The organism is Escherichia sp. KS167_9B, assembly GCF_030295215.1.
Taxonomy (GTDB): domain Bacteria; phylum Pseudomonadota; class Gammaproteobacteria; order Enterobacterales; family Enterobacteriaceae; genus Escherichia; species Escherichia coli_F.
The window spans coordinates 1027936-1052313 of record NZ_AP025754.1 but is presented as its reverse complement, the minus strand read 5'-3'; the positions used below and the strand labels follow the sequence as shown (position 1 = coordinate 1052313).

The 24378-nt window shown below is 49.3% G+C and carries 27 protein-coding genes; 12 read left to right on the top strand and 15 right to left on the bottom strand.

All coding sequences use genetic code 11. From position 1 onward, the window contains the following. Positions 1-82: 82 nt before the first annotated feature. Complete coding sequence (locus QUE34_RS05115; protein ID WP_032183969.1) at positions 83-1096, top strand: 3-beta-hydroxysteroid dehydrogenase; 1014 nt, start codon at positions 83-85, stop codon at positions 1094-1096. Here the strand turns inward: QUE34_RS05115 and amiD are convergent. The 3 genes from amiD to QUE34_RS05100 form a co-directional block, all read right to left on the bottom strand. Continuing rightward, complete coding sequence (amiD, locus tag QUE34_RS05110; RefSeq protein ID WP_032302781.1) at positions 1093-1923, bottom strand: N-acetylmuramoyl-L-alanine amidase AmiD; 831 nt, start codon at positions 1921-1923, stop codon at positions 1093-1095. The two genes, QUE34_RS05115 and amiD, sit on opposite strands and share 4 nt — an antisense overlap. Then, positions 1920-2243 carry a heavy metal-binding domain-containing protein gene (locus tag QUE34_RS05105; protein ID WP_105268536.1) on the bottom strand — a complete coding sequence of 108 codons (324 nt, stop codon included), beginning with the start codon at positions 2241-2243 and terminating at the stop codon, positions 1920-1922. Before QUE34_RS05105 ends, amiD begins: the two co-directional genes overlap by 4 nt. A 209-nt stretch (positions 2244-2452) precedes the next feature. Continuing rightward, a complete protein-coding gene (locus QUE34_RS05100; protein ID WP_032302780.1) occupies positions 2453-4222 on the bottom strand; it encodes a pentapeptide repeat-containing protein in 1770 nt (589 codons plus the stop codon). A gap of 653 nt (positions 4223-4875) precedes the next feature. On the opposite strand from QUE34_RS05100, the gene QUE34_RS05095 reads away from it, so the two are divergent. From QUE34_RS05095 to artJ, 6 genes are all read left to right on the top strand, one after another. Next, the gene (locus QUE34_RS05095; protein ID WP_032302779.1) at positions 4876-5391 is read left to right on the top strand and encodes a lipoprotein; all 516 of its coding nucleotides are present in this window, start codon (positions 4876-4878) and stop codon (positions 5389-5391) included. Between the two features lie 217 nt (positions 5392-5608). Next, complete coding sequence (gene artP, locus QUE34_RS05090; protein ID WP_000027198.1) at positions 5609-6337, top strand: arginine ABC transporter ATP-binding protein ArtP; 729 nt, start codon at positions 5609-5611, stop codon at positions 6335-6337. A 17-nt stretch (positions 6338-6354) separates the two neighbouring features. Beyond that, entirely contained in the window at positions 6355-7086 is a 732-nt protein-coding gene (gene artI / locus QUE34_RS05085) for an arginine ABC transporter substrate-binding protein ArtI (protein WP_000756580.1), read from the top strand. A gap of 6 nt (positions 7087-7092) precedes the next feature. Further along, positions 7093-7809: an arginine ABC transporter permease ArtQ gene (artQ, locus tag QUE34_RS05080; protein WP_001001698.1), complete on the top strand. Its 717-nt coding sequence runs from the start codon at positions 7093-7095 to the stop codon at positions 7807-7809. Further along, on the top strand, positions 7809-8477 hold the full coding sequence (gene artM / locus QUE34_RS05075; protein ID WP_000895400.1) for an arginine ABC transporter permease ArtM: 669 nt from the start codon (positions 7809-7811) through the stop codon (positions 8475-8477). The genes artQ and artM overlap by 1 nt, the downstream gene beginning before the upstream one ends. A 290-nt stretch (positions 8478-8767) precedes the next feature. Next, a complete protein-coding gene (artJ, locus tag QUE34_RS05070) occupies positions 8768-9499 on the top strand; it encodes an arginine ABC transporter substrate-binding protein ArtJ (RefSeq protein WP_001354873.1) in 732 nt (243 codons plus the stop codon). 174 nt (positions 9500-9673) lie between these two features. Here the strand turns inward: artJ and rlmC are convergent, their stop codons facing one another. From rlmC to QUE34_RS05020, 10 genes are all read right to left on the bottom strand, one after another. Further along, positions 9674-10801, bottom strand: coding sequence for a 23S rRNA (uracil(747)-C(5))-methyltransferase RlmC (rlmC, locus tag QUE34_RS05065; protein ID WP_032302778.1), 1128 nt, complete (start codon positions 10799-10801; stop codon positions 9674-9676). A gap of 40 nt (positions 10802-10841) precedes the next feature. Beyond that, positions 10842-11330: a YbjO family protein gene (locus QUE34_RS05060; RefSeq protein WP_000389258.1), complete on the bottom strand. Its 489-nt coding sequence runs from the start codon at positions 11328-11330 to the stop codon at positions 10842-10844. Between the two features lie 59 nt (positions 11331-11389). After that, the gene (gene potI / locus QUE34_RS05055) at positions 11390-12235 is read right to left on the bottom strand and encodes a putrescine ABC transporter permease PotI (RefSeq protein WP_032302777.1); all 846 of its coding nucleotides are present in this window, start codon (positions 12233-12235) and stop codon (positions 11390-11392) included. Beyond that, complete coding sequence (gene potH / locus QUE34_RS05050) at positions 12232-13185, bottom strand: putrescine ABC transporter permease PotH (protein ID WP_000105436.1); 954 nt, start codon at positions 13183-13185, stop codon at positions 12232-12234. The genes potI and potH overlap by 4 nt, the downstream gene beginning before the upstream one ends. Before the next feature lie 9 nt (positions 13186-13194). After that, positions 13195-14328, bottom strand: coding sequence for a putrescine ABC transporter ATP-binding subunit PotG (gene potG / locus QUE34_RS05045; protein ID WP_286338933.1), 1134 nt, complete (start codon positions 14326-14328; stop codon positions 13195-13197). A 94-nt stretch (positions 14329-14422) separates the two neighbouring features. Continuing rightward, on the bottom strand, positions 14423-15535 hold the full coding sequence (gene potF, locus QUE34_RS05040) for a spermidine/putrescine ABC transporter substrate-binding protein PotF (RefSeq protein ID WP_105268535.1): 1113 nt from the start codon (positions 15533-15535) through the stop codon (positions 14423-14425). Positions 15536-15885: 350 nt separating this feature from the next. Then, positions 15886-16362 (bottom strand): type III secretion system chaperone family protein, encoded by a 477-nt coding sequence (locus QUE34_RS05035; RefSeq protein ID WP_000203025.1) that lies wholly within the window; start codon positions 16360-16362, stop codon positions 15886-15888. Positions 16363-16449: 87 nt separating this feature from the next. Then, complete coding sequence (rimK, locus tag QUE34_RS05030; RefSeq protein ID WP_001755883.1) at positions 16450-17352, bottom strand: 30S ribosomal protein S6--L-glutamate ligase; 903 nt, start codon at positions 17350-17352, stop codon at positions 16450-16452. Between the two features lie 60 nt (positions 17353-17412). Beyond that, the gene (gene nfsA, locus QUE34_RS05025; RefSeq protein ID WP_000189133.1) at positions 17413-18135 is read right to left on the bottom strand and encodes a nitroreductase NfsA; all 723 of its coding nucleotides are present in this window, start codon (positions 18133-18135) and stop codon (positions 17413-17415) included. Then, positions 18119-18406, bottom strand: coding sequence for a YbjC family protein (locus QUE34_RS05020; RefSeq protein ID WP_032302774.1), 288 nt, complete (start codon positions 18404-18406; stop codon positions 18119-18121). The genes nfsA and QUE34_RS05020 overlap by 17 nt, the downstream gene beginning before the upstream one ends. A gap of 159 nt (positions 18407-18565) precedes the next feature. Between QUE34_RS05020 and grxA the strand changes: the two genes are divergently transcribed. Continuing rightward, positions 18566-18823: a glutaredoxin 1 gene (gene grxA, locus QUE34_RS05015; RefSeq protein ID WP_001195231.1), complete on the top strand. Its 258-nt coding sequence runs from the start codon at positions 18566-18568 to the stop codon at positions 18821-18823. A 32-nt stretch (positions 18824-18855) separates the two neighbouring features. On the opposite strand, the gene QUE34_RS05010 is transcribed toward grxA, so the two are convergent. Continuing rightward, positions 18856-19230, bottom strand: coding sequence for an inner membrane protein YbjM (locus QUE34_RS05010; protein ID WP_000681109.1), 375 nt, complete (start codon positions 19228-19230; stop codon positions 18856-18858). A gap of 269 nt (positions 19231-19499) precedes the next feature. On the opposite strand from QUE34_RS05010, the gene QUE34_RS05005 reads away from it, so the two are divergent. After that, positions 19500-21185: an aspartate:alanine antiporter gene (locus tag QUE34_RS05005; RefSeq protein ID WP_001024876.1), complete on the top strand. Its 1686-nt coding sequence runs from the start codon at positions 19500-19502 to the stop codon at positions 21183-21185. 174 nt (positions 21186-21359) lie between these two features. Here QUE34_RS05005 and rcdA read toward each other — a convergent pair whose 3' ends face one another. Then, positions 21360-21896 carry a DNA-binding transcriptional regulator RcdA gene (rcdA, locus tag QUE34_RS05000; RefSeq protein ID WP_001295289.1) on the bottom strand — a complete coding sequence of 179 codons (537 nt, stop codon included), beginning with the start codon at positions 21894-21896 and terminating at the stop codon, positions 21360-21362. An 83-nt stretch (positions 21897-21979) separates the two neighbouring features. Between rcdA and QUE34_RS04995 the strand changes: the two genes are divergently transcribed. The 3 genes from QUE34_RS04995 to ybjH all read left to right on the top strand — a co-directional run bounded on the left by QUE34_RS04995 (position 21980) and on the right by ybjH (position 24373). Beyond that, positions 21980-23188 (top strand): MFS transporter, encoded by a 1209-nt coding sequence (locus QUE34_RS04995; protein ID WP_032302773.1) that lies wholly within the window; start codon positions 21980-21982, stop codon positions 23186-23188. Further along, positions 23188-24003, top strand: a complete 816-nt coding sequence (gene ybjI, locus QUE34_RS04990; RefSeq protein WP_286338932.1) for a 5-amino-6-(5-phospho-D-ribitylamino)uracil phosphatase — start codon at positions 23188-23190, stop codon at positions 24001-24003. The genes QUE34_RS04995 and ybjI overlap by 1 nt, the downstream gene beginning before the upstream one ends. Before the next feature lie 85 nt (positions 24004-24088). Next, positions 24089-24373 carry a protein YbjH gene (gene ybjH, locus QUE34_RS04985; protein WP_000605918.1) on the top strand — a complete coding sequence of 95 codons (285 nt, stop codon included), beginning with the start codon at positions 24089-24091 and terminating at the stop codon, positions 24371-24373. The last annotated feature ends 5 nt before the right edge of the window (positions 24374-24378 follow it).

Below are 24378 nucleotides of genomic sequence, written 5' to 3'. Positions count from 1 at the left end.
TATTCTTTCATGTTTCCCATTGCATCAAGGGGGAAATCACGGAAGAATGCGCACGTCATTTTCTCAACAACAGTGGATTGATATGAAGGTACTGGTTACCGGCGCCACCAGCGGCTTAGGTCGAAACGCGGTAGAGTTTTTATGCCAGAAAGGCATCAGCGTGCGTGCGACCGGTCGCAACGAGGCAATGGGTAAATTGCTGGAAAAAATGGGCGCAGAGTTTGTTCCAGCGGATCTGACCGAGCTGGTCTCATCACAAGCTAAAGTGATGCTCGCAGGCATTGATACGTTGTGGCACTGCTCCAGCTTTACCTCTCCGTGGGGGACACAACAGGCTTTCGATCTGGCTAACGTTCGCGCCACTCGCCGTCTGGGTGAATGGGCTGTCGCCTGGGGAGTACGTAACTTTATTCATATCTCTTCCCCCTCCCTGTACTTCGATTATCACCACCATCGCGATATTAAAGAAGATTTTCGCCCTCACCGCTTCGCTAACGAGTTTGCCCGCAGCAAGGCGGCCAGCGAAGAAGTGATCAATATGCTTTCGCAGGCGAATCCACAAACACGCTTTACTATTTTACGCCCACAAAGTCTGTTCGGGCCGCACGATAAAGTCTTTATTCCCCGTCTGGCGCATATGATGCACCACTACGGCAGCATTCTGTTACCACACGGCGGCAGTGCGCTGGTCGATATGACGTACTATGAAAATGCCGTGCACGCCATGTGGCTGGCAAGTCAGGAAGCCTGCGATAAGCTGCCTTCCGGGCGAGCATATAACATTACCAACGGCGAGCATCGCACTCTACGCAGCATCGTGCAAAAACTGATCGACGAGTTGAATATTGACTGTCGTATTCGTTCCGTCCCCTACCCGATGCTGGATATGATCGCCCGCAGCATGGAGCGTTTAGGCCGCAAGTCAGCAAAAGAGCCGCCGCTGACCCACTACGGCGTCTCCAAGTTGAATTTTGACTTTACGCTGGATATTACGCGTGCGCAGGAAGAGTTAGGTTATCAACCAGTCCTCACCCTGGATGAAGGTATCGAGAAAACTGCCGCCTGGCTACGCGACCACGGAAAACTGCCGCGCTAATCCTGCCCGTATTTCTCCAGCAACGCTTCGGCAATCGCCTGAGTTTCTGCATCCGCTTCGCCGTTGTATAACGTCGGGCGGAAATGCATCTGGAACGCCATAATCACGCGCCGCTGCTCGCGCGGTGTCATATCAGGTTTAACGTCATAACCGTAGCGCGCCAAAAGCTCCAGCAATGATGCGGCATCTACCGGTGTGTGCGGCGCGCGCCCGGCAAGGTAAAAGTTCACCCGTTGCGCATCCGGCCAGGCACCAATCCCCTGCTGCGCCAGTTGTTGCCAGGGGAATAACGGCCCCGGATCGTCTTTGCGCTGCGGCGCAATATCCGCATGCGCCACTACGTTTTCCGGCTTGATGTGATAACGGGCAATAATATCTTTCGCCAGCGGAATAAGCGCCTGAATCTGTGCCTGTTCAAACGGGGCAAAATATTTCACTCCGGATGATTTTTGCCAGCCTCGGTTTTCCAGCTCAATGCCAATAGAGGTGTCGTTAAGGCGTGTTGCCCCGCGCCAGGCGCTAATCCCCGCATGCCAGGCCAGTTCCTGTTCCGGCACCAGTTGCCAGATGCGCGGTTTACCGTTGTATCGTGGTGGCACAGCAGGGACCAGATAATGCGAGCTGACCTGTTTATCGGTCAGTGTCGCCAGCGAGCTATCAAAATCATCTGCGGTGTAGTGGATCACCAGCACTTTAATGCGCGGATACGCCGCCTGCGCCTGGCGTCGGGTATCAAGCTGATATCCCTCTTTCTCAACAATGCCTTTTTCGCCTGCACACCCTGCCAGTAACAGAGCGGCGGCGACCAGCCAGAAGACTCTTCTCATCGACGTGTTTTCACCGCCGTACCGCTGACGTTAACCATCAGCATACTGCCGTTTTGCCCGACCGTTTCGTAGTCGATATCAATACCGACTACGGCATCGGCCCCCAACGCCCGCGCCTGCTCACCAAGTTCCTCAAAGGCAATCTCCCGCGCTTTACGCAATTCTTTTTCATAAGCCCCGGAGCGTCCGCCAACGATATCGCGGATACCGGCAAAGAAATCACGGAAAATATTCGCACCTAAAATCGCTTCGCCGGTCACCACACCGCAATATTCGACGATGGTCTGGCCTTCCAGAGTTGGGGTTGTAGAAAATTGCATGATCGATCTCCTTGTTTGCTAATCCTTCGATCTCAAAGCATTATCGGGCTGATATGCCATGTTGGGAAGAAGGTTTTGATCAGTTTAGGAAATCATCTCATTGTGTCAAAAACAAGCGCATATGCCTTTACGATTACCCGTCTCCTAACCCGATATTGGTTTCATTATGGGATAGCGCTGACCTGCTGTATTATGTTGTACCTGCAACATTAATGAATGGGAAGAGTCACCTTATATTGTAAATTATTCCAAAATTTTTCCGCATCTTGAGGCTGAGGAATATAGCTCTGAATTCTTGTTTGATCGGTCTCCGCAAAACATGAAAGTAATGTAACCTCAAGACTTCTATCATTAATATAAGCAAAGATCATTTTTGCAAATTCGTAAATAAATGCCCGATCCTGAGCGCTTAATAGCTTAATACAATATTTATTCTTTAGAGAGTAAAGGATTTCAATGAAAGCATCCGCTGCAACCTTTACGTTATTCCCAACGGTCATATTAAATATATCTCTTACACAGATAGAGTACAGTGATAGTAAACAACCATACAAATAATCATTTATTAATTCTTTTGTCCATTTTACTGGTAACCATGGTTTTATCTTGACATCATGCATACTACACTCATGAAAAAGACATTTATAGAGATTAACTCTTATCATATCAACACTGTAAAAATGGCAATGGACAAATTTTGAAGAATGAGCATTTACATTATTAATTTTAGTCGCTCTAAACGTAAAGTTACTGAATACATTTTTCGTTAAATTACTATTTGTTATCTTAACATCACCTAAACTGCCGTTCTCAAAACAACATCCCTTCAATATACTTTCATTTACAAGAGAATGTGATAAATACAGATGATTTAAGTTTTTCTTCATTAAACCCACAGCATCAAAATGACTATATTTAATAAAACAACCATCATTGAGTAGCGTTTTTAGATTGACTAAATTACTATCATGATCACGTGCCATAGTTGTGATAGGGATTGGAAGAGACATGAAAACCTCTTCATTGACCATCAAGTGAATCATGCATTGCTTGCCTTTTGTCATATCCACACTTACACTACAAATATCGTTGTAATGCGATGAATGCATTTCCGGACACAGATTCAATACAATATTTTGAAAGGAGTAAAATCGTGTTAATACTTCCGAATAAGTAATTGGATTAAACTTAAGATCGTCATTAGCAAAACCAAGTGTAATTGTATGTTCTACATTTAGGTCAGGTTCAGGTGAGTCTTCAAGAGCAATATCATCACTGAAAATTTCACCTGATGTATTATCACTGTTACAAAAGGTGCTCATCAATGCAATGGTATTTATAACGGACTCTTTGTCGATATCCTCACTCATTGTATATCGCCTGCTATAATCATAGAAATGAATAAATGCGTCTTTTATAATTGTTATATATTGTTCCTTATTAAATACAATTCGATTGTATACTTTTTCAAAGATCGCATTCGCAATCTTACAACCAAGAGTATACCTATATAACAATGGATAAGAATCAATAGTAAAATTCTTCTCCAATTCACACTGCAGTTTATTTTCGTAATGCAGAGGAAAAAGAAATTCTTGTCTTTCCATTTTTCCGCTGACTTTATTTCGCACCCCAATGGTGATTCTTTCATTGCCAATTTTTATTTCAACTTCATTGTTTTGTGATGTACCAAGGTATGTTTTAGTACCAGTTTCGAAAGCACTACTAAAAAAAGAATTAAAATAATTATTTGCTGAATAAATAATGTTACCGAGCGACATATCATTTTTAATAGTTTCACTATCAGCATTTATTGCTAATACTAGATTCAAGTAGATGGTGTCCCATGTAGATAACTCATCCTTATGACTGGATTTTAATATGGTAAAAAATTCCCTCAGCGAGGCCATGAGATTATCACTTTGATTCGGTTGTGTGCTTAGAAATGATGACGATTGTTCAGAGACATTATTTATCATATAAAAATCACCCAAAAAAACGATAACCCACTGTACTCCCTGTGCTTTATAAACATAAAGTCACAACACATTCTATATTCATATTAATTAATGGCGCATTGAAAAAAATCATATTATTCTTAACTCAAATCCATTAGCTAAATAAGCTTATATTCTTCACTCACAACCGTAACAAAAATAATATTATCGAAAGTTAAAGTTGGGACTATCAAATTTCGCTCATTTCAAACATACATTGTGATTTTTGCAATCATCTTAATCTTAGGGCCTATCATCATATGTTAAAATTTTGTCAATAATAGAAATGAATCTTGGTCACCTATCATGCGTTATAAATGTGCAACTGGCTTCCTGCAGATGCTCTTAACTTCTACAGCAGGATTTATACCAGCGTTTCAGAACTATCATATTTACCTTAAATGATCATTTCAGTCTTATAACACGCTCAGCCTCACAAATGGTTTACACTGTCTATTGTTTGGGTAATTTAAGTAAGTCAGCTACGATCAACCTTGAATGGGGAGCCAGCAATGGACTTAAGCCTAATCGGGTCTTCAGATTGTTTCAGAATTGTATAAAAAACAATGTATTAAATAATCTGATTGTTTTTGGTCATAGTGTGACGCAGAAAGCAAGCCAATAAGGAAATGATTATGCGCTACCGTTCACTATCTCTACTTATTCCATGTGCACTGCTGCTGAGTGCCTGTACCACCGTCACGCCAGCTTATAAAGATAACGGCCCCCGCACCGGTTCCTGTGTCCAGGGTGGCCCTGACAGCGTGGCTCAACAATTCTATGACTACCGCATTAAACATCGCAGCAATGACATTACCGCTCTGCGCCCCTATTTGAGTGACAAACTGGCAACCCTACTTAGCGATGCCAGCCGCGATAACAGTCATCGTGAATTGTTAAGCAGCGATCCATTCTCCAGTCGAACCACCTTGCCAGACAGCGCCCACGTTGCCAGTGCATCGACTATCCCGAATCGTGATGCCCGTAATATTCCATTGCGTGTGGAACTCAAACAGGGGGATCAGAGCTGGCAGGATGAAGTGCTAATGATTCAGGAAGGCCAGTGTTGGGTGATTGACGATGTGCGCTACTTAGGCGGCAGCGTTCATGCCACAGCAGGTACACTCCGTCAGTCAATCGAGAATCGCTAACGCCTTGATCAACCAATAACCCCCGTAAATTGTCCGGCATTTCGTGAGGAATGCCGACATTTATGCTCGCCGCCCACCGCCCCCGTTATTTTGTGCTATGTTTAGTGAATAATGCGCTTTGCTTTTAACTTTTAAAGCAGAAATATTGCATAATTATTCTGTCAAAGGTACTATCTTCGACCTCAATAGCTATCAGACTGCCAGTATACGAGTGTCAATGAGTATTCAATTAAACGGCATTAATTGCTTTTACGGCGCGCATCAGGCGCTGTTCGATATCACGCTGGATTGCCCACAGGGCGAAACGCTGGTGTTACTTGGCCCCAGTGGCGCGGGTAAAAGCTCGCTGCTGCGTGTACTCAATCTGCTTGAGATGCCGCGCTCCGGTACGCTCAACATTGCAGGCAACCATTTCGATTTCACCAAAACGCCCTCAGACAAAGCGATTCGCGATCTGCGTCGTAACGTCGGTATGGTGTTTCAACAATACAATCTGTGGCCGCACCTCACCGTGCAGCAAAACCTGATTGAAGCGCCCTGCCGTGTACTGGGATTGAGTAAAGATCAGGCGCTGGCCCGTGCAGAAAAATTGCTGGAACGTCTGCGCCTGAAACCTTTCAGTGATCGCTATCCACTGCATCTTTCTGGTGGTCAGCAGCAGCGTGTTGCTATTGCCCGTGCGTTAATGATGGAACCGCAGGTACTGCTGTTTGATGAACCGACCGCCGCGCTGGACCCGGAAATTACGGCACAAATCGTCAGCATCATTCGTGAGCTGGCAGAAACCAATATTACCCAGGTGATCGTCACCCACGAAGTGGAAGTGGCGCGTAAAACCGCCAGCCGTGTGGTGTATATGGAAAATGGTCATATCGTAGAACAAGGCGACGCGCGCTGCTTTACCGAGCCGCAAACCGAAGCATTTAAAAACTATCTCTCTCACTAAGATTCGGGATAACAACAATGAAAAAAGTTCTGATTGCCGCGTTAATTGCAGGTTTTAGTCTTTCCGCCACAGCTGCCGAAACTATTCGTTTTGCCACCGAAGCCTCCTATCCTCCGTTTGAATCAATGGATGCAAACAACCAGATCGTTGGTTTTGACGTCGACCTGGCGCAGGCATTGTGTAAAGAGATTGATGCGACCTGCACTTTCTCTAACCAGGCGTTTGACAGCCTGATCCCAAGCCTGAAATTCCGTCGCGTAGACGCGGTGATGGCTGGCATGGATATCACCCCGGAGCGTGAAAAGCAGGTGCTGTTTACCACGCCGTACTATGACAACTCTGCCCTGTTTGTGGGTCAACAAGGTAAATACACCAGCGTTGATCAGCTGAAAGGCAAAAAAGTCGGCGTTCAGAACGGGACGACGCACCAGAAATTCATTATGGATAAACATCCGGAAATCACCACGGTTCCTTATGATAGCTACCAGAACGCGAAACTCGATCTGCAAAACGGTCGTATCGACGGCGTTTTTGGTGACACCGCAGTGGTAACCGAATGGCTGAAAGATAACCCGAAACTGGCGGCTGTCGGCGACAAAGTGACCGATAAAGATTACTTCGGTACTGGCCTCGGCATCGCGGTACGTCAGGGCAACACTGAACTGCAGCAGAAATTCAACACTGCGCTGGAAAAAGTGAAGAAAGATGGCACTTACGAAACCATCTACAACAAATGGTTCCAGAAGTAATACCTGATGAATGAATTTTTTCCTTTAGCAAGCGCCGCCGGGATGACCGTCGGCCTTGCCGTTTGTGCATTGATTGTCGGACTGGCGCTGGCGATGTTCTTTGCGGTGTGGGAGTCAGCAAAATGGCGTCCTGTCGCGTGGGCAGGTTCAGCGCTGGTGACCATTCTGCGCGGTCTGCCAGAAATTCTGGTGGTGCTGTTTATCTATTTTGGCTCCTCGCAGTTACTGCTGACGCTTTCGGATGGCTTCACCATCAATCTTGGGATCGTACAGATCCCGGTGCAGATGGACATTGAGAACTTCGACGTTAGCCCGTTCCTGTGTGGGGTTATCGCCCTGTCGCTACTGTATGCCGCCTATGCCTCGCAAACCCTGCGTGGCGCACTGAAAGCGGTGCCGGTGGGCCAGTGGGAATCCGGTCAGGCGCTGGGGCTGTCGAAATCGGCTATCTTTTTCCGCCTGGTGATGCCGCAGATGTGGCGTCATGCGCTGCCTGGTCTTGGTAACCAGTGGCTGGTACTGCTGAAAGATACCGCGCTGGTCAGTTTGATAAGTGTGAATGATTTAATGCTGCAAACTAAAAGCATTGCCACCCGTACTCAGGAGCCGTTTACCTGGTACATTGTGGCAGCAGCGATCTATCTGGTGATTACCCTGCTCAGTCAGTACATTCTCAAACGCATTGACCTGCGCGCGACACGTTTTGAGCGGAGGCCTGGCTGATGCTTGAGTATTTACCCGAACTGATGAAAGGGCTGCACACCAGCCTGACGCTGACGATTGCCTCGCTGATTGTGGCGCTAATTCTGGCGTTGATTTTTACCATCATCCTGACGCTGAAAACGCCGGTACTGGTGTGGCTGGTGCGGGGCTATATCACGCTGTTTACCGGTACGCCGCTGTTGGTGCAGATCTTCCTGATTTACTACGGTCCAGGCCAGTTCCCGACATTGCAGGAGTATCCGGCACTGTGGCATCTGTTGTCAGAACCGTGGTTGTGCGCGCTGATTGCGTTGTCGCTGAACAGTGCGGCGTATACCACGCAGCTATTTTACGGTGCAATTCGTGCAATCCCGGAAGGTCAGTGGCAGTCCTGTAGCGCCCTGGGGATGAGCAAAAAAGATACGCTGGCGATCCTGCTGCCGTATGCCTTTAAACGCTCACTCTCTTCTTATTCCAACGAAGTGGTGCTGGTATTTAAAAGTACCTCTCTGGCTTACACCATTACGCTGATGGAAGTGATGGGTTACAGCCAGTTGTTGTACGGACGCACCTACGATGTCATGGTGTTCGGCGCGGCGGGAATTATTTACCTGGTCGTCAACGGCCTGCTGACACTGATGATGCGTTTGATCGAGCGCAAAGCGCTGGCGTTCGAGCGACGGAATTGACATGGCTGCATGCTGATGCCAGATGATTTGTAGGTCTGATAAGACGCGCCAGCGTCGCATCAGACACCAGCACGGTGCCTATGCCGGATGCGGCGTGTACGCCTTATCCGGCCTACATAGTGCATAGATTAATATAATAAAGACGGGCAACCCACTAAGTTGTCCGTCTTTTTTTATTCATTACGAATTATTTAATCATATTTATTGCATATAAATTCACTTAATGGCATTGTTATCTCATGCCGCAGACACGGCCAAAAATCATAAGATTGACAGACGGGAGTTCCATCATGAAAAAGTTAGTTCTTGCCGCTTTACTTTCATCCTGTGCATTCGGCGCTTCTGCCGCAGAGAAAATCAATTTCGGCGTATCAGCGACCTATCCTCCCTTTGAATCTATAGGTGCTAATAATGAGATTGTCGGCTTTGATATCGACCTGGCAAAAGCGTTATGCAAACAGATGCAGGCAGAATGTACTTTTACCAATCACGCTTTCGACAGCCTCATCCCGTCACTGAAATTCAGAAAATATGACGCCGTTATCTCCGGTATGGATATCACGCCGGAGCGTAGCAAGCAGGTATCATTTACCACGCCCTACTACGAAAACTCAGCTGTTGTGATTGCCAAAAAAGATACCTACAAAACGTTTGCCGACCTGAAAGGCAAACGCATTGGGATGGAAAACGGTACAACGCACCAGAAATATATTCAGGATCAACACCCGGAAGTAAAAACTGTCTCCTATGACAGTTATCAAAATGCCTTTATCGACCTGAAAAATGGTCGTATTGATGGGGTATTTGGTGACACAGCGGTGGTTAATGAATGGCTGAAAACCAATCCACAACTGGGCGTTGCAACAGAGAAAGTAACCGACCCGCAGTACTTCGGCACCGGTCTGGGCATCGCTGTACGTCCGGATAATAAAGCCCTGCTGGAAAAACTGAATAACGCACTGGCAGCGATTAAAGCAGATGGTACGTATCAGAAAATCAATGACCAGTGGTTCCCGCAGTAATCGGGACTGATGACAAAAGTAAGATTGCCTGATGCGCTACGCTTATCAGGCCTACATTTACCCTGCAATGCATTGATTTAGCACGATTTTGTAGGCCAGATAAGGCGCTCACGCCGCATCCGACATGAACAACGCGCACCTTATCAGCAATCTGAAGCCGCAGCCGCGGCTTTTTTATTGCTTCACCAACAGTGTCAGCACTTCATAGTGCGCGGTGTGCGGGAACATATCAAAAAGCTGTACCCGTTCAATACGATAACCTGACAGTTCGCGGATATCTTTGGCCATCGTTTGGGCGTTACAGCTGGAGTAGATGATAAAACGCGGTGCCATCGTTGAAAGATAATCACACAGCGGTTTACCAATGCCGCGGCGCGGCGGGTTAACCAGCACCAGCTCCGGCACCTCCCCCTGAGCGGTGGCAAACTGAGTGGAGTCCAGCGCCTGAAATTGCAAACGCGTTAAGCCCAGTTCAGCAGCTGACTGCTTCGCACAGGCAATGGCCTCTGGCGCAATTTCGATCCCGGTTAACTGCATGTCAGGCGTCGCGCAGTGTAAACCAAAGCCCCCCACGCCACAGAACAGATCCCACATATGTTTAACCGGCAACTGTTGTACCCAGCCGCGCGCAGTAGCGTACAGCTGGCTGGCTACCGCCGGATTAGTCTGGAAGAAACTTTGCGGACGGATCCACAGCGGCACATCGTTAAAACGCTCCGCCAGCGCCTGTTGTTCGGTCAGGTAAATCTCCGTTTCCCCTTCCATAATCGCCATATGTATCGGCTGAATGTTGACGGTAATAACTTTCAGCTGCGGCAGTTGTTCCTGTAACCACGGCAGCGCCTTACGCAGTTGTGCCAGCTTGGTTTCGGAACGCAGTACAAAGCGCAGCATCATGCCACCATCGCTCTGGCTTTCAGTCAGCAGAATGTATTTCAGTTCGCCACGCTTACGCGCCACATTGTAGGGGGTTAGCCCCGCACGGGCGATAAACGGTTTTAGCGACGCAAAAACGGGCGCAAATGAGGCAGGATAAAGCGGGCAATCGCAAAGGTCTTCTGGTGTGCCGTCGCGATGCAGCATACCGAGCAGTGGTTTTTCAACGCTACCACTCACCACCATTTTGGCTTTATTACGAAACCCTTGCTCCGGGCCTGACACCGGCGCGCACCATTCCTCAACCGAAAAGTCGGCGAGCAGATTTTTAAGATCGGCGGTTTTAGCGGAGAGTTGCTCTGGAATCAGCTGCGTTATCCACTGACAGGAACGACAGCGACCCGCGTCGTAAAGTGCGCACTGCATACATTGACCTTCACATCATCAGGGGCGACGATTATACACATTATTGCAACTGGAAGAACCGCCGACTGGTTGAGGGAACGAACAGTAGCAACAGGATGAGCATATCCGGCAACTTCTGCAGCATCAGGCTATGGAAGATTTCACGTTTTGATTCACCGGGAATGCTGAACAGCTCCGGATAACCATACCCCAGCGAAGCCGCCCACAAATAACTGGCGGCCGTGATTTGTGTCAACAGATACAGCCAGCGCGCCCAGCGACGCCCTTTCACCAGTGAAAACGCACACCAGATCTCAATGAAAACCAGCACCAGGCTGCTTAAAAAGACCAGTGTTAAACTCCAGGTTTGTACACTGCGATGAATGAACTCGCCAATACCGCGCACGCCCAGCGTATTGAAAATCATCAGCACGTCGAGGCCACGGATCATAATAATGGCGAGCGCCGCCACCTGCACCAGCGCAGGCACATTCAGGCGAGCATGAGATGAAGATGTTTTCTTAAAAAATCCCAACGTTTCGTCTTCCATGAAAACAATGCCGCGACATGCGCGGCATTATGTAGCCAGGTTGGCAAATTTTAGTGTCTTCAGCCACGTCTTGCACGCTGGATGTCGCGTATCCGCTGTTTTTCTGCGCGCGCCATCAGATACCAGGCGATAAATCCGACAATTCCGACCGCGCCGAGGATCAATGTTGCCAGGGCGTTGATTTCCGGATTTACCCCCATCCGCACGCTGGAGAAGACCAGCATCGGTAACGTGGTGGCTCCTGGCCCGGAAACAAAGCTGGCAATCACCAGATCGTCGAGCGACAGAGTAAAAGCCAGTAACCAGCCAGAAATGATCGCGGGCATGATCATCGGTAGCGTAATGACGAAAAACACTTTCAGTGGCGTCGCACCAAGATCCATCGCTGCTTCTTCTATCGAGCTATCCAGTTCCCGCAGACGCGACGAAATAACGACTGCCACATAAGCCGTACAGAAAGTGACATGCGCCAGCCAGATGGTGAGCATGCCTCGCTCCGCAGGCCAGCCGATGGCATGTGCAAGTGCGACGAATAACAACAACAGCGACAAGCCTGTGATGACATCTGGCATTACCAGCGGCGCGGTGATCATAAAGGCAAAACCATTTGATCCGCGAAACCTGCCAAAACGCACCAGCACTACCGCCGCAATCGTCCCGAGGATCGCCGCTGCCGTTGCCGCACAGGCTGCAATTGTCAGGCTTAAACCAACCGCGCTCATCATCGCGTCATCACGCAGTAATTCGCCATACCAGCGCGTTGACCAACCCGCCCATACCGTCACCAACTTCGAGCTGTTGAATGAATAGATCACCAGCATCAGCATTGGCGCGTAGAGAAAGGTGAAGCCCAGCAGCAAAATCACAATCCGCCAGGGCGAACGAACCACCGGTAAATTATTCATCCGTGTTCTCCCACGCTTTTTTGCTGATGCTTGTGGAACCACATTATCGGCACAATTAGCAGCAGCAACATGATGATCGCTACCGCCGAGGCCACCGGCCAGTCGCGGTTATTGAAAAACTCCTGCCACAGCACGCGCCCGATCATGATGCTGTCCGGGCCACCGAGCAGTTCAGGGATCACAAACTCGCCCACAGCCGGGATAAACACCAGCATCGATCCGGCAATAATCCCGCCTTTGGTCAGCGGCACGATCACAGTAAAGAACGTTTTCAGCGGTCGTGCACCGAGATCCAGTGCCGCTTCCACCAGCGAATAATCAATACGAATCAACGCGGTATAAATCGGCAGCACCATAAACGGTACATAGGCATAAACAATGCCGATATAAACAGCCAGGTTTGTATGCAGAATGGTCAGCGGCTGGTCGATAACTCCCAGCCACAGCAGAAAGTTATTCAGCACGCCGTTATTTTTTAATATTCCCATCCAGGCATAGACGCGGATCAGAAACGAGGTCCACGACGGCAGGATCACCAGCAGCAATAAGATATTGCGGGTCGAAGGCTTACTGTGCGCCACCGCCCACGCCAGCGGATAGCCGATCAGTAAACAACAAATTGTCGAAATCGCCGCTACCTGTAACGACTGGAGATATGCATCGAAATAGAGCGGATCGTCAGTCAGTTGCAGGAAATTACCAAGATTGAGGGTGATGGAAAGTTGCCCGTCAGCCCACTCCATCAGTTCGGTATAAGGTGGAATAGCGCGCGCCATCTCCGCCAGACTTATTTTAAAGACGATCAGAAATGGCAGCAGAAACAGTAAGATCAACCAGATATACGGCAACGCAATGACCAGTTTGCGCCCATGCTTCATTTGCAGCTGCGACAACCACAGCTTAAATCCGCCCGGCGGTTTCGACTGGGCAGCAGGTTCAAGTGTACTCATCTTTGCTCCTTAAACCGTCAACACCACACAGCTGTCCACTTCCCAGCACAAACGCACTTCGTCGCCCCAGGTCGGTAACCCTTTGCGATAACGATGGGCGTTTTGTAGCTGGGCGCTAATCATCTGCCCGCTTTTTAGACGAACGTGATACACCGAAAGATCGCCGAGATAGGCAATGTGCATCACCTCCCCTACCGCGAAGTTACAACCATTGGCGGGCGGTGCTTCGCAAAGCATGATTTTTTCCGGCCGCAGCGCCACATGCACCGGCACGTTATCGACCACCGAAGCATCTACATCAACTTTCAGTGGATGCACCAGCCCCGGCGAATAAAGCACCAGACCATCTTCCTGACGCTCTTTGAGTACACCTTCAAAGACGTTTACCGAACCGATAAATTCAGCACTGTAGCGCGTGGTCGGATGCTCGTAGATCTCTTCCGGCTCGCCAATCTGGACAAATTTCCCACGATTCATAATGGCGATACGCCCCGCCATCGTCATCGCCTCTTCCTGATCGTGAGTAACCATCACGCAGGTCACACCGACACGTTCCAGAATATCCACCACTTCAAGCTGCATCCGGTCACGCAGTTTTTTATCCAGCGCGCCCATCGGCTCGTCGAGCAGTAATAGTTTCGGACGTTTGGCGAGGCTTCGGGCCAGCGCCACACGCTGTCGCTGACCGCCGGAAAGCTGATGCGGTTTGCGTTTGGCGAACTCCTGCATATGCACCAGCCCAAGCATCTCATTGACCCGGCTGGCAATTTCCTCTTTCGGCAATTTGTCCTGTTTCAGGCCAAAAGCGATGTTCTGTTCCACGGTCATATGCGGAAACAGCGCGTAAGACTGAAACATCATATTGATAGGGCGCAGGTAAGGCGGTACCTGTGATAAATCGACGCCATCGAGCATAATCTGCCCGGCAGAAGGTTGTTCGAAACCTGCCAGCATACGCAGCAGCGTGGACTTGCCACAGCCGGATGCGCCCAGCAGCGCGAAGATTTCGCCTTTATAGATGGTCAGGCTGACATCATCGACCGCATGCTGACCATCGTAAGATTTAGTCAGATTACGGATTTCTAATAGCGGCGTCAGCGCCTTACGGGTTTTCGCCTGGGGGCGAGGGATAGCGTCATTCACGGCTGCTCTCCGGCATTGAATGTGTGCAAGCGCACCCTGATGGTGCGAATTGCCGGCGGGTGTGGTGCGCCCGTCCGGCATCTACGGCTGCGGATTATTTTCCGCTCTTCACTTTGGTCCACGCGCGGGTGCGCACACGGTCGATTTTCGGATCCTGCACTTTCAGAGTGAACAGCTTCGCACGGACATCCGCAGGCGGGTAAATACCGGGGTTATCACGCACTTCCGCGCTTACCAGCGGCGTAGCTTCTTTGTTCGCGTTGGCATAGAACACATGGTCAGAGATATGCGCTACGACATCCGGACGCAGCAGGTAATTCAGGAACTGATAAGCTTCGTCTTTATTTTTGACATCCGCAGGCATGGCAAATACATCAAAGAATGCCATCGCCCCTTCTTTCGGAATCGAGAACGAGACATTCACGCCATTCTTTGCTTCCTTCGCGCGGTTTGACGCCTGCCAGACATCGCCCGCCCAGCCAATAGCGACGCAGATATCGCCGTTTGCCAGGTCGTTAATGTATTGAGATGAATGGAAATAACGAATGTTCGGGCGCAGCTTTAACAGCAGATCGGTTGCCGGTCCGGTGTAATCATCTGCTTTAGTGCTGTTGGGATCTTTACCGAGATAATTCAGCACGGTAGCAAACACTTCTTCCGGTGCATCAAGGAAAGAGACGCCGCAGCTTTTCAGTTTTTCCAGATTTTCAGGTTTGAGGATCAAGTCCCAGCTATCGACGGGCGCGTTTTCACCCAGTACAGCTTTGACTTTATCGACGTTATAGCCAATCCCGGTCGTCGCCCACATATAGGGCATAGCAAATTTATTATCCGGGTCATGTTTAGCGACCAGCTTCAGCAGTTCCGGGTCGAGATTCTTCCACTCCGGCAATTTGTTTTTATCCAGTGGCTGGAAAACTCCCGCTGTCAGCTGGCGTTCAAGAAAGCTTGCTGACGGCACCACCAGGTCAAACCCGGTGCTCCCCGCCATTAATTTTCCTTCCAGTACTTCGTTGGAATCGAAAACATCGTAAACGACTTTAATACCGGTTTCTTTTTCAAAATTGGCCACCGTATCCGGGGCGATATAATCAGACCAGTTATAGATGTGGAGTGTTTTTTGTTCAGCCGCGAGCGTGCCGACAGAGACGGCCATCAGAGCACCCGCAACCAGACCCGATAGCCATTTTTTATTTAAGGCGGTCATATCTCTTTCCTTCTGAAAGTTCGTTAACAAACGAACAAAAGTTGTCACACTGAAAGATATGCAATATTCGTGCATATTTTTTATCGGCTCGGTGTAAGAAAAGAGAACTCTCTCCCGGCCAGCACTGCTCGCTATATAAAAGCATCGCAAGAATAACTTTAGCCAGGGTTTGAGACTATAGCTCGATTTAAAAAACGGTATTTAACAAATTTTTATGCGTATTTGCTCTATGTGATAAAGCCAAATCGGCACAAGAGAAGTGAAATAATCTTTAAGAAAAGGTTAAAAACAGCAGATAATTTTGCAGCACGCAGTCACTGCGGCAGCGACTGCGTACTCTAAAGGAGTTATCAGTGGAGGAAATAGTTTTCGGTAACGTTGTTTTGCCCTTCATCGTCAGTCGGTAACAGCAGTTGATGGGCATTAGCTTCAAGAATGACCATCGAAATCTGCTCTTCGCTCTGACGCACGAACCATGCAAACTGCTCATAGGTTACGCCCTGCATAACGGATAAAGACTGGCAAACCACCAGCTTTGGCAGATTATCATCCTGCATATCAAGAAATGCTTTCACGGTCAGCGAACTGGCATTGATGGCTGATAAATCCGCCGCCAGCGGTAACACGGCTGAAGGTCGGACTTCCGCCATGGCAGAAAACAGGATCGTGTTATCGATCAGATCGATTTTGGCATCAAAGACACCGTCGAAATTCTGCATATGGGGCAGATGCAGAGCCTGACAGTTATCACATTCAAAAAAACTCATCCCCAGGTCATCGAGCCATTGACGCAACGTATCCAGACCAGGAACGACCAGCGATGTCATAATTTTGTACAACCTCTTTCGATAAAAAGACCGGCACAGCTTACGCAAAAAGCGCAGGCAAAACCATGATCAGTAATGTGATTGCGACTAACCACCCGTTTTCAGGCAATATTCGGTCGTAGCGTGGCGTTCGATCCAGCGGATCATTTTACCCGCGATGTCGATACCGGTGGTTTTTTCTATTCCTTCCAGCCCCGGCGACGCATTCACCTCCATCACCAATGGCCCGCGATTAGCACGCAGAATATCCACACCAGCAACGTCCAGCGCCATCGTTCGCGCGGCTTTTATCGCGATTTCACGCTCCTGTGGTGTGATACTGGCGACGCTTGCCGCGCCTCCACGATGCAAATTGGAACGAAAATCGCCCTCTTTCGCCCGCCGTTCAATCGCAGCGACCACTTCATCGCCAACAACCAGACAGCGGATATCGCACCCTTGCGCCTCTTTGATATATTCCTGCACCAAAATATGCGCGTTCAGACCGCGGAAAGCGTCAATCACGCTTTCCGCCGCCTGACGCGTCTCCGCCAGCACGACACCAATTCCCTGCGTACCTTCAACCAGCTTAACCACCAGCGGCGCACCACCGACCATGTCGATTAAATCGCTGGTATCATCCGGCGAATGCGTAATGCCCGTGACAGGCAGGTCGATGCCCTGACGCGCCAACAGCTGCATGGAACGCAACTTGTCACGCGCCCGGGCAATGGCGACCGACTCATTGAGCGGATAGCTCCCCAGCATTTCAAACTGACGTAGCGCCGCCGTCCCATAAAAGGTAATGGCGGTGCCAATACGCGGGATCACAGCGTCAAAATGGGGTAACTTGCGGCCTTTGTAGTGAATAGAAGACGCCGCAGGATTTATGTTCATGTAGCAAGAAAGCGGATCAAGAATTTCAACCAGGTGACCACGCTGTATAGCGGCTTCACGCAGCCGCTTACACGAATAGAGCGTTCCATCCCGGGACAATATGGCAATTTTCACCCTGCACCTCTCTGTCAGACCTGGTCAAAAGCCCGCGTATCATACATCGGCGTGGCGGTTTTAGCGCGTAGCCCAACCCTGTTTGTGCAAATAATCCAGTATAAATGGGCGGCTTTCTTTAATGATTGTTCGGCGGATATGATCGCTCCAGGTATCCCGGCGATTATTGCTGCCACGGGTGAGGTAATATTCCGCCAGCTGCTCGTCATACTGCGCCAGTGCGTCTTTATCCAGCGGTTGATAGCTGTTTTCATGCACCAAAATGGAAGCCGGTAAACGCGGCTTAAGATCTGGATTATCCGCAGGCCAGCCAAGGCACAGCCCAAACAGCGGCAGAACATGCTGCGGTAATTTCAGCAGTTCCGTCACCGCTTCAATATTATTGCGCAGGCCGCCAATATATACCCCGCCCAATCCCAGCGATTCCGCTGCGGTTAACGCATTCTGCGCCATCATTGCCGTATCAACGACACCGAGCAACAGTTGTTCCGCCAGGCCAAGTTGTGCATCCGGACAGATCTGTAAATGGCGGTTAAAGTCGGCACAGAACACCCAAAACTCCGCCGCTTTCGCTACGTGTTTTTGCCCGCCGGTCAGCGTCACCAGTTCATCACGTAACGCTTTGTCGGTAATGCGAATAATGCTACTGCACTGCAAAAAACTGGAACTGGACGTCGCACGGGCGCTGTTAATAATCGCCTCACGCTGCGCTTCGGAAATGGGTTCATCAGTGAAATGGCGAATGGAGCGATGGCCACAAATAAGTTCAATGGTTGGCGTCATTATCTTTTTCTCTTTCTGAACGTGAATATTGCGGTGGACGGTTCATCAACTGTGGTGCTATACGTTTTGCCACCTGAAGAGTAACCACCACCGCAGCGGGAAGCATGAGCAAAACACCGAGAAAAATCATCAGAATCTGCCCCTCTGGCCAAGAAAATGGCTCAGGCAGCGACAGGACGTCGCTTACCGACAGTAGCGCCACCGTCAGCAACATCATCCCGATAAATTCCAGTATCACCACGCTTTTAGGCAATTTACCGATCGCGCGCATACGCTTCCCTCAGCAAAGTAAGCCCTCAGTCTAAAACTTTTCACTGTATTGTGTTTAACAGTTATAGCTTTTAGCAATTAATGCAACAGGTTAAACCTACTTTCAGCGAATACATTTTGGCGTGATCATTACCGGCATAAACCGATGAGGAGAGAAACAATGCAAACCGTTATTTTTGGTCGTCCGGGTTGCCCTTACTGTGTGCGTGCAAAAGATCTGGCTGAGAAGTTGAGCAATGAACGCGATGATTTTCAGTATCAGTATGTAGATATTCGTGCGGAAGGGATCACTAAAGAAGATCTACAACAAAAGGCAGGTAAACCCGTAGAAACCGTGCCGCAGATTTTTGTCGATCAGCAACATATCGGCGGCTATACCGATTTTGCTGCATGGGTGAAAGAGAATCTGGACGCCTGAGCGTCTGACAAGCCCTCGTGTTGAGGGCTTAATTAATTTTTTCTGTGCTGTGATTTAAACAAACTGCTGATAAATAAGAAACACAGTGCCCCCAACGCACACCAGAACACCGCACTTAATAACCATGCCAGCTCTTGCCAGAATGAGCGCGTTGGTGAAAAAAACAGCCGCATTATGAGCATCGAACAGGGTGCCGCCAGCATTGCGCCAAACAGAGGTTTCAGGACTTCTCTACGCTGTGAAAAGAAGCTGGCAACCGCTCCAGGAAGAATGAAAAACAGCAAACCAATTTCAGGATGCCCGGCAGCCCGAAAAGCGCCTTTCATGTGCGTCGCCAGAAAAAGGCACACCACAATGAAGAGGACAAAACAGCAGATTGCCCCCGCCCAACGTTGTTTATGTTTCACTCGTTCCTCCTGACACTGCGTCTATCGAACACATTTTTCGCCAGTGTGGCGTTCAGTAAGATAAAGCCGCTTCGCATTCCATGCTAATATAGGCCAACGCAATTCATATAGCCGTTGATACCTAATGTGATTACACTAGTAAAATATATTGTTACTTTACTATCGTTTAGGTGCGCTGAATGAATCTGCGCCCTGAATTCTGGTAAAAAACATTATCGTAAATTACCATTTCTTTCAACAGCTTACTAGTAAACAAGAAGTTAGCCTCCGTGAATATAAACGTCGCCGAATTGTTAAATGGGAATTACATTCTGTTATTATTTGTGGTCCTCGCGCTTGGGCTATGTCTCGGGAAATTACGACTTGGTTCGATCCAACTGGGTAATTCCATTGGCGTTTTAGTCGTATCGCTGTTATTAGGCCAACAACATTTCAGCATTAACACCGACGCGCTTAATCTTGGCTTTATGCTGTTTATTTTCTGCGTCGGGGTCGAAGCCGGACCGAACTTTTTTTCCATTTTTTTTCGCGATGGGAAAAATTACCTAATGTTAGCACTGGTGATGGTTGGCAGTGCGCTGGTGATCGCCTTAGGGTTAGGTAAGCTGTTTGGCTGGGATATTGGCCTGACGGCCGGTATGTTAGCAGGCTCTATGACGTCGACACCGGTTCTGGTCGGTGCTGGCGATACACTGCGTCATTCCGGCATGGAAAGCAGGCAGCTCTCACTGGCACTGGATAATCTGAGCCTCGGATATGCCTTAACCTATTTAATCGGTCTGGTGAGTTTGATTGTTGGTGCGCGTTACTTGCCGAAATTGCAGCATCAGGACTTACAGACCAGCGCCCAGCAAATCGCCCGCGAACGTGGCCTGGACACTGATGCCAACCGTAAAGTTTATTTACCGGTGATCCGCGCCTACCGCGTCGGCCCGGAGCTGGTGGCCTGGACCGACGGCAAAAATCTGCGTGAGCTGGGCATTTATCGACAAACCGGCTGCTACATTGAACGTATTCGACGTAACGGGATTCTGGCAAATCCAGACGGTGATGCCGTGCTACAAATGGGCGATGAAATAGCGTTGGTAGGCTACCCCGACGCCCACGCTCGACTCGATCCCAGTTTCCGTAATGGCAAAGAAGTTTTCGATCGTGACCTTCTCGACATGCGTATCGTTACCGAAGAAGTGGTCGTTAAAAACCATAACGCTGTAGGCAAACGTCTCGCACAACTGAAGTTGACCGATCACGGTTGCTTCCTTAACCGCGTTATTCGTAGCCAGATTGAGATGCCGATAGATGACAACGTCGTGCTTAACAAAGGTGACGTTTTACAAGTCAGCGGCGATGCCCGCCGCGTAAAAACCATCGCCGATCGCATCGGCTTTATCTCGATTCACAGCCAGGTCACTGACTTGCTGGCATTCTGCGCCTTCTTTGTTATTGGGCTGATGATCGGGATGATCACATTCCAGTTCAGCACATTCAGTTTCGGCATGGGGAACGCTGCCGGGTTGTTATTCGCCGGAATTATGCTGGGCTTTATGCGTGCTAACCACCCGACCTTCGGTTACATTCCGCAGGGTGCATTAAGCATGGTGAAAGAGTTCGGCTTGATGGTGTTTATGGCAGGCGTTGGTCTGAGCGCCGGTAGCGGTATTAATAACGGTCTGGGCGCGATTGGCGGTCAGATGCTGATTGCCGGATTGATTGTCAGTCTGGTGCCAGTGGTTATCTGCTTCCTGTTCGGTGCTTATGTATTGCGAATGAACCGCGCACTGTTGTTCGGCGCAATGATGGGTGCGCGTACCTGTGCACCGGCAATGGAGATCATCAGCGATACAGCCCGCAGTAACATCCCGGCGCTGGGCTATGCGGGCACCTACGCAATCGCCAACGTTCTGCTAACGCTGGCTGGGACAATCATCGTCATGGTATGGCCAGGGTTAGGATAAAACTGAAGTTGCCCTGAAAATGAAATTTTTTTGCACAACCGCAGAACTTTTCCTCAGGGCATCAGTCTTAATTAGTGCCACTGCTTTTCTTTGATGTCCCCATTTTGTGGAGCCCATCAACCCCGCCATTTCGGTTCAAGGTTGGTGGGTTTTTTGTTATCTAAAATTTATCTACTACCCGGCAACCCTCTCAACCATCCTCAAAATCTCCTCGCGCGATAGCGGCTTACGGTCGGTGACAAAATGCAGCGTCATCCCCTCAATAAACGCATCAAGCGCGCGGGCGGTTCCGGGTTCAAACCATTGTTCGAGCGTTTGCTGACTGCGCTGCATCCAGTTTTGCATTACCGTTTTTAATAGCGGTTTTCGGCTAGCCAGCGCGTAGAGCTGGTACATCAGCTCCATGTTATCCGGCGTTGCAACCTGTGAGCTGTAGATCATATCGGTGATAGCCTGGCATGCGCCCGGAGCATCACTAACATCGCTAAAAAATGCCTGATATTGCCGGGACATGATCTCAGTAAAACTGCTGAACGCCTCCAGCAACAACTCATCAATTCCTGAAAAATAGTAGGTCATCGACCCCAACGGTACCCCGGCAAGGGTAGCAATTTTGCGGTGCGTAACGGCATGTATTCCGTAAAGTTTCACCGCCTCCAGCGTGGCCTGGATAATTTTTTCTCGCCGTTGCGGATCGTTAGCGCGACGCATGTCATTTCCTCTCTCTGCAATTGTGTACAAATGTACACAACCTTGCTAATGTTGTCTTCCCTCTTCTTATTTTGACGTGATCTATGACCGTAAATTCTTCACGTAATGCATTGAAACGCCGAACCTGGGCGCTGTTTATGTTCTTCTTTTTGCCGGGCCTGTTAATGGCGTCCTGGGCAACTCGTACACCTGCTATCCGCGATATTCTTTCTGTTTCGATCGCTGAAATGGGCGGAGTCCTCTTTGGTCTGTCGATCGGTTCAATGAGCGGTATTCTCTGCTCGGCGTGGTTAGTGAAACGCTTTGGGACGCGGAATGTCATCCAGGTCACGATGTCCTGCGCATTGATCGGGATGATGATATTAAGTCTGGCACTCTGGCTGACATCGCCCCTGCTCTTTGCCGTTGGTCTCGGCGTCTTTGGGGCAAGTTTTGGTTCTGCGGAAGTGGCGATAAACGTTGAAGGTGCTGCCGTTGAGCGAGAAATGAATAAGACGGTTTTGCCGATGATGCACGGTTTTTATAGCCTGGGCACGCTGGCAGGCGCTGGTGTCGGGATGGCACTGACGGCCTTTGGCGTTCCGGCAACGGTGCACATTTTATTGGCGGCGCTGGTAGGCATCGCGCCTATTTATATCGCCATTCAGGCAATCCCTGACGGTACGGGCAAAAATGCTGCCGATGGCACCCAGCATGGTGAAAAAGGCGTACCTTTTTATCGGGATATCCAGTTGCTGCTGATTGGTGTTGTGGTACTGGCGATGGCCTTTGCCGAAGGTTCTGCCAACGACTGGTTACCCTTATTAATGGTTGACGGTCACGGTTTTAGCCCTACTTCCGGCTCGCTGATTTATGCCGGTTTTACCCTGGGGATGACTGTTGGACGCTTTACCGGCGGTTGGTTCATCGACCGTTATAGTCGCGTTGCCGTGGTTCGGGCCAGTGCACTGATGGGAGCGTTGGGTATTGGGCTGATTATTTTTGTCGATAGCGCCTGGGTCGCTGGGGTGTCTGTTGTACTTTGGGGACTGGGGGCCTCGCTGGGCTTCCCGCTGACCATTTCTGCCGCCAGCGATACCGGCCCCGATGCACCGACCCGCGTCAGCGTAGTGGCGACGACCGGTTATCTGGCTTTCCTCGTCGGGCCGCCGCTGCTGGGCTATCTCGGCGAACATTATGGATTACGTAGTGCAATGCTGGTTGTACTGGCGCTGGTTATTCTTGCGGCTATTGTCGCGAAAGCCGTCGCCAAACCCAATACCAAAACGCAGACGGCGATGGAGAATAGTTGATGAGCATTAAATTAATTGCGGTTGACATGGATGGTACTTTCTTAAGCGATCAAAAAACCTATAACCGTGAGCGGTTTATGGCTCAGTATCAGCAGATGAAAGCACAAGGCATTCGCTTTGTGGTCGCCAGCGGGAATCAATATTATCAGTTAATCTCTTTCTTCCCTGAAATTGCTAATGAAATTGCCTTTGTGGCTGAAAACGGCGGTTGGGTTGTAAGCGAAGGCAAAGATGTTTTTAATGGCGAGCTGTCGAAGGATGCGTTTGCTACTGTGGTGGAACATTTACTGACGCGCCCAGAAGTGGAAATTATTGCCTGCGGAAAAAATAGCGCCTATACCCTCAAAAAATATGACGATGCCATGAAAACGGTGGCGGAAATGTATTATCACCGTCCGGAATACGTCGATAACTTTGATAATTTAGAAGATATCTTCTTTAAGTTTGGCCTGAATCTTTCCGATGAACTGATTCCACAAGTGCAAAAAGCATTACATGAGACCATCGGCGATATTATGGTGCCGGTCCACACCGGCAACGGCAGCATCGATCTGATTATCCCCGGCGTACATAAAGCGAATGGCCTGCGCCAACTTCAGAAATTATGGGGAATAGACGACAGCGAAGTGGTGGTCTTCGGCGATGGTGGTAACGATATTGAGATGCTGCGTCAGGCAGGCTTTAGTTTTGCGATGGAAAATGCTGGCAGCGCGGTCGTCGCAGCGGCAAAATACCGGGCAGGCTCCAATAATCATGAAGGTGTACTGGATGTGATCGATAAAGTTCTTAAACACGAAGCGCCTTTTGATCAATAAAAACGGTAGCACGCCCGGCAACACAAAGCCTGAATGAAGGCTGCATAATTCGCAGAAATTAACCCGCTGCATTATTTCAGGCGAAATGATTATGAGAAATTGTCTACTGTTGGGCGCGCTTTTAATGGGCTTTACTGGTGTGGCGATGGCGCAAAGTGTCACCGTCGATGTGCCGAGTGGATACAAAGTGGTTGTGGTCCCTGATTCAGTCAGCGTTCCACAAGCAGTCAGCGTCGCGACTGTGCCGCAAACCGTCTATGTGGCTCCTGCGCCAGCTCCGGCTTACCGCCCGCATCCGTATGTTCGCCATCTTGCCAGCGTAGGTGAAGGGATGGTTATCGAACACCAGATTGATGACCATCACCATTAATTTGA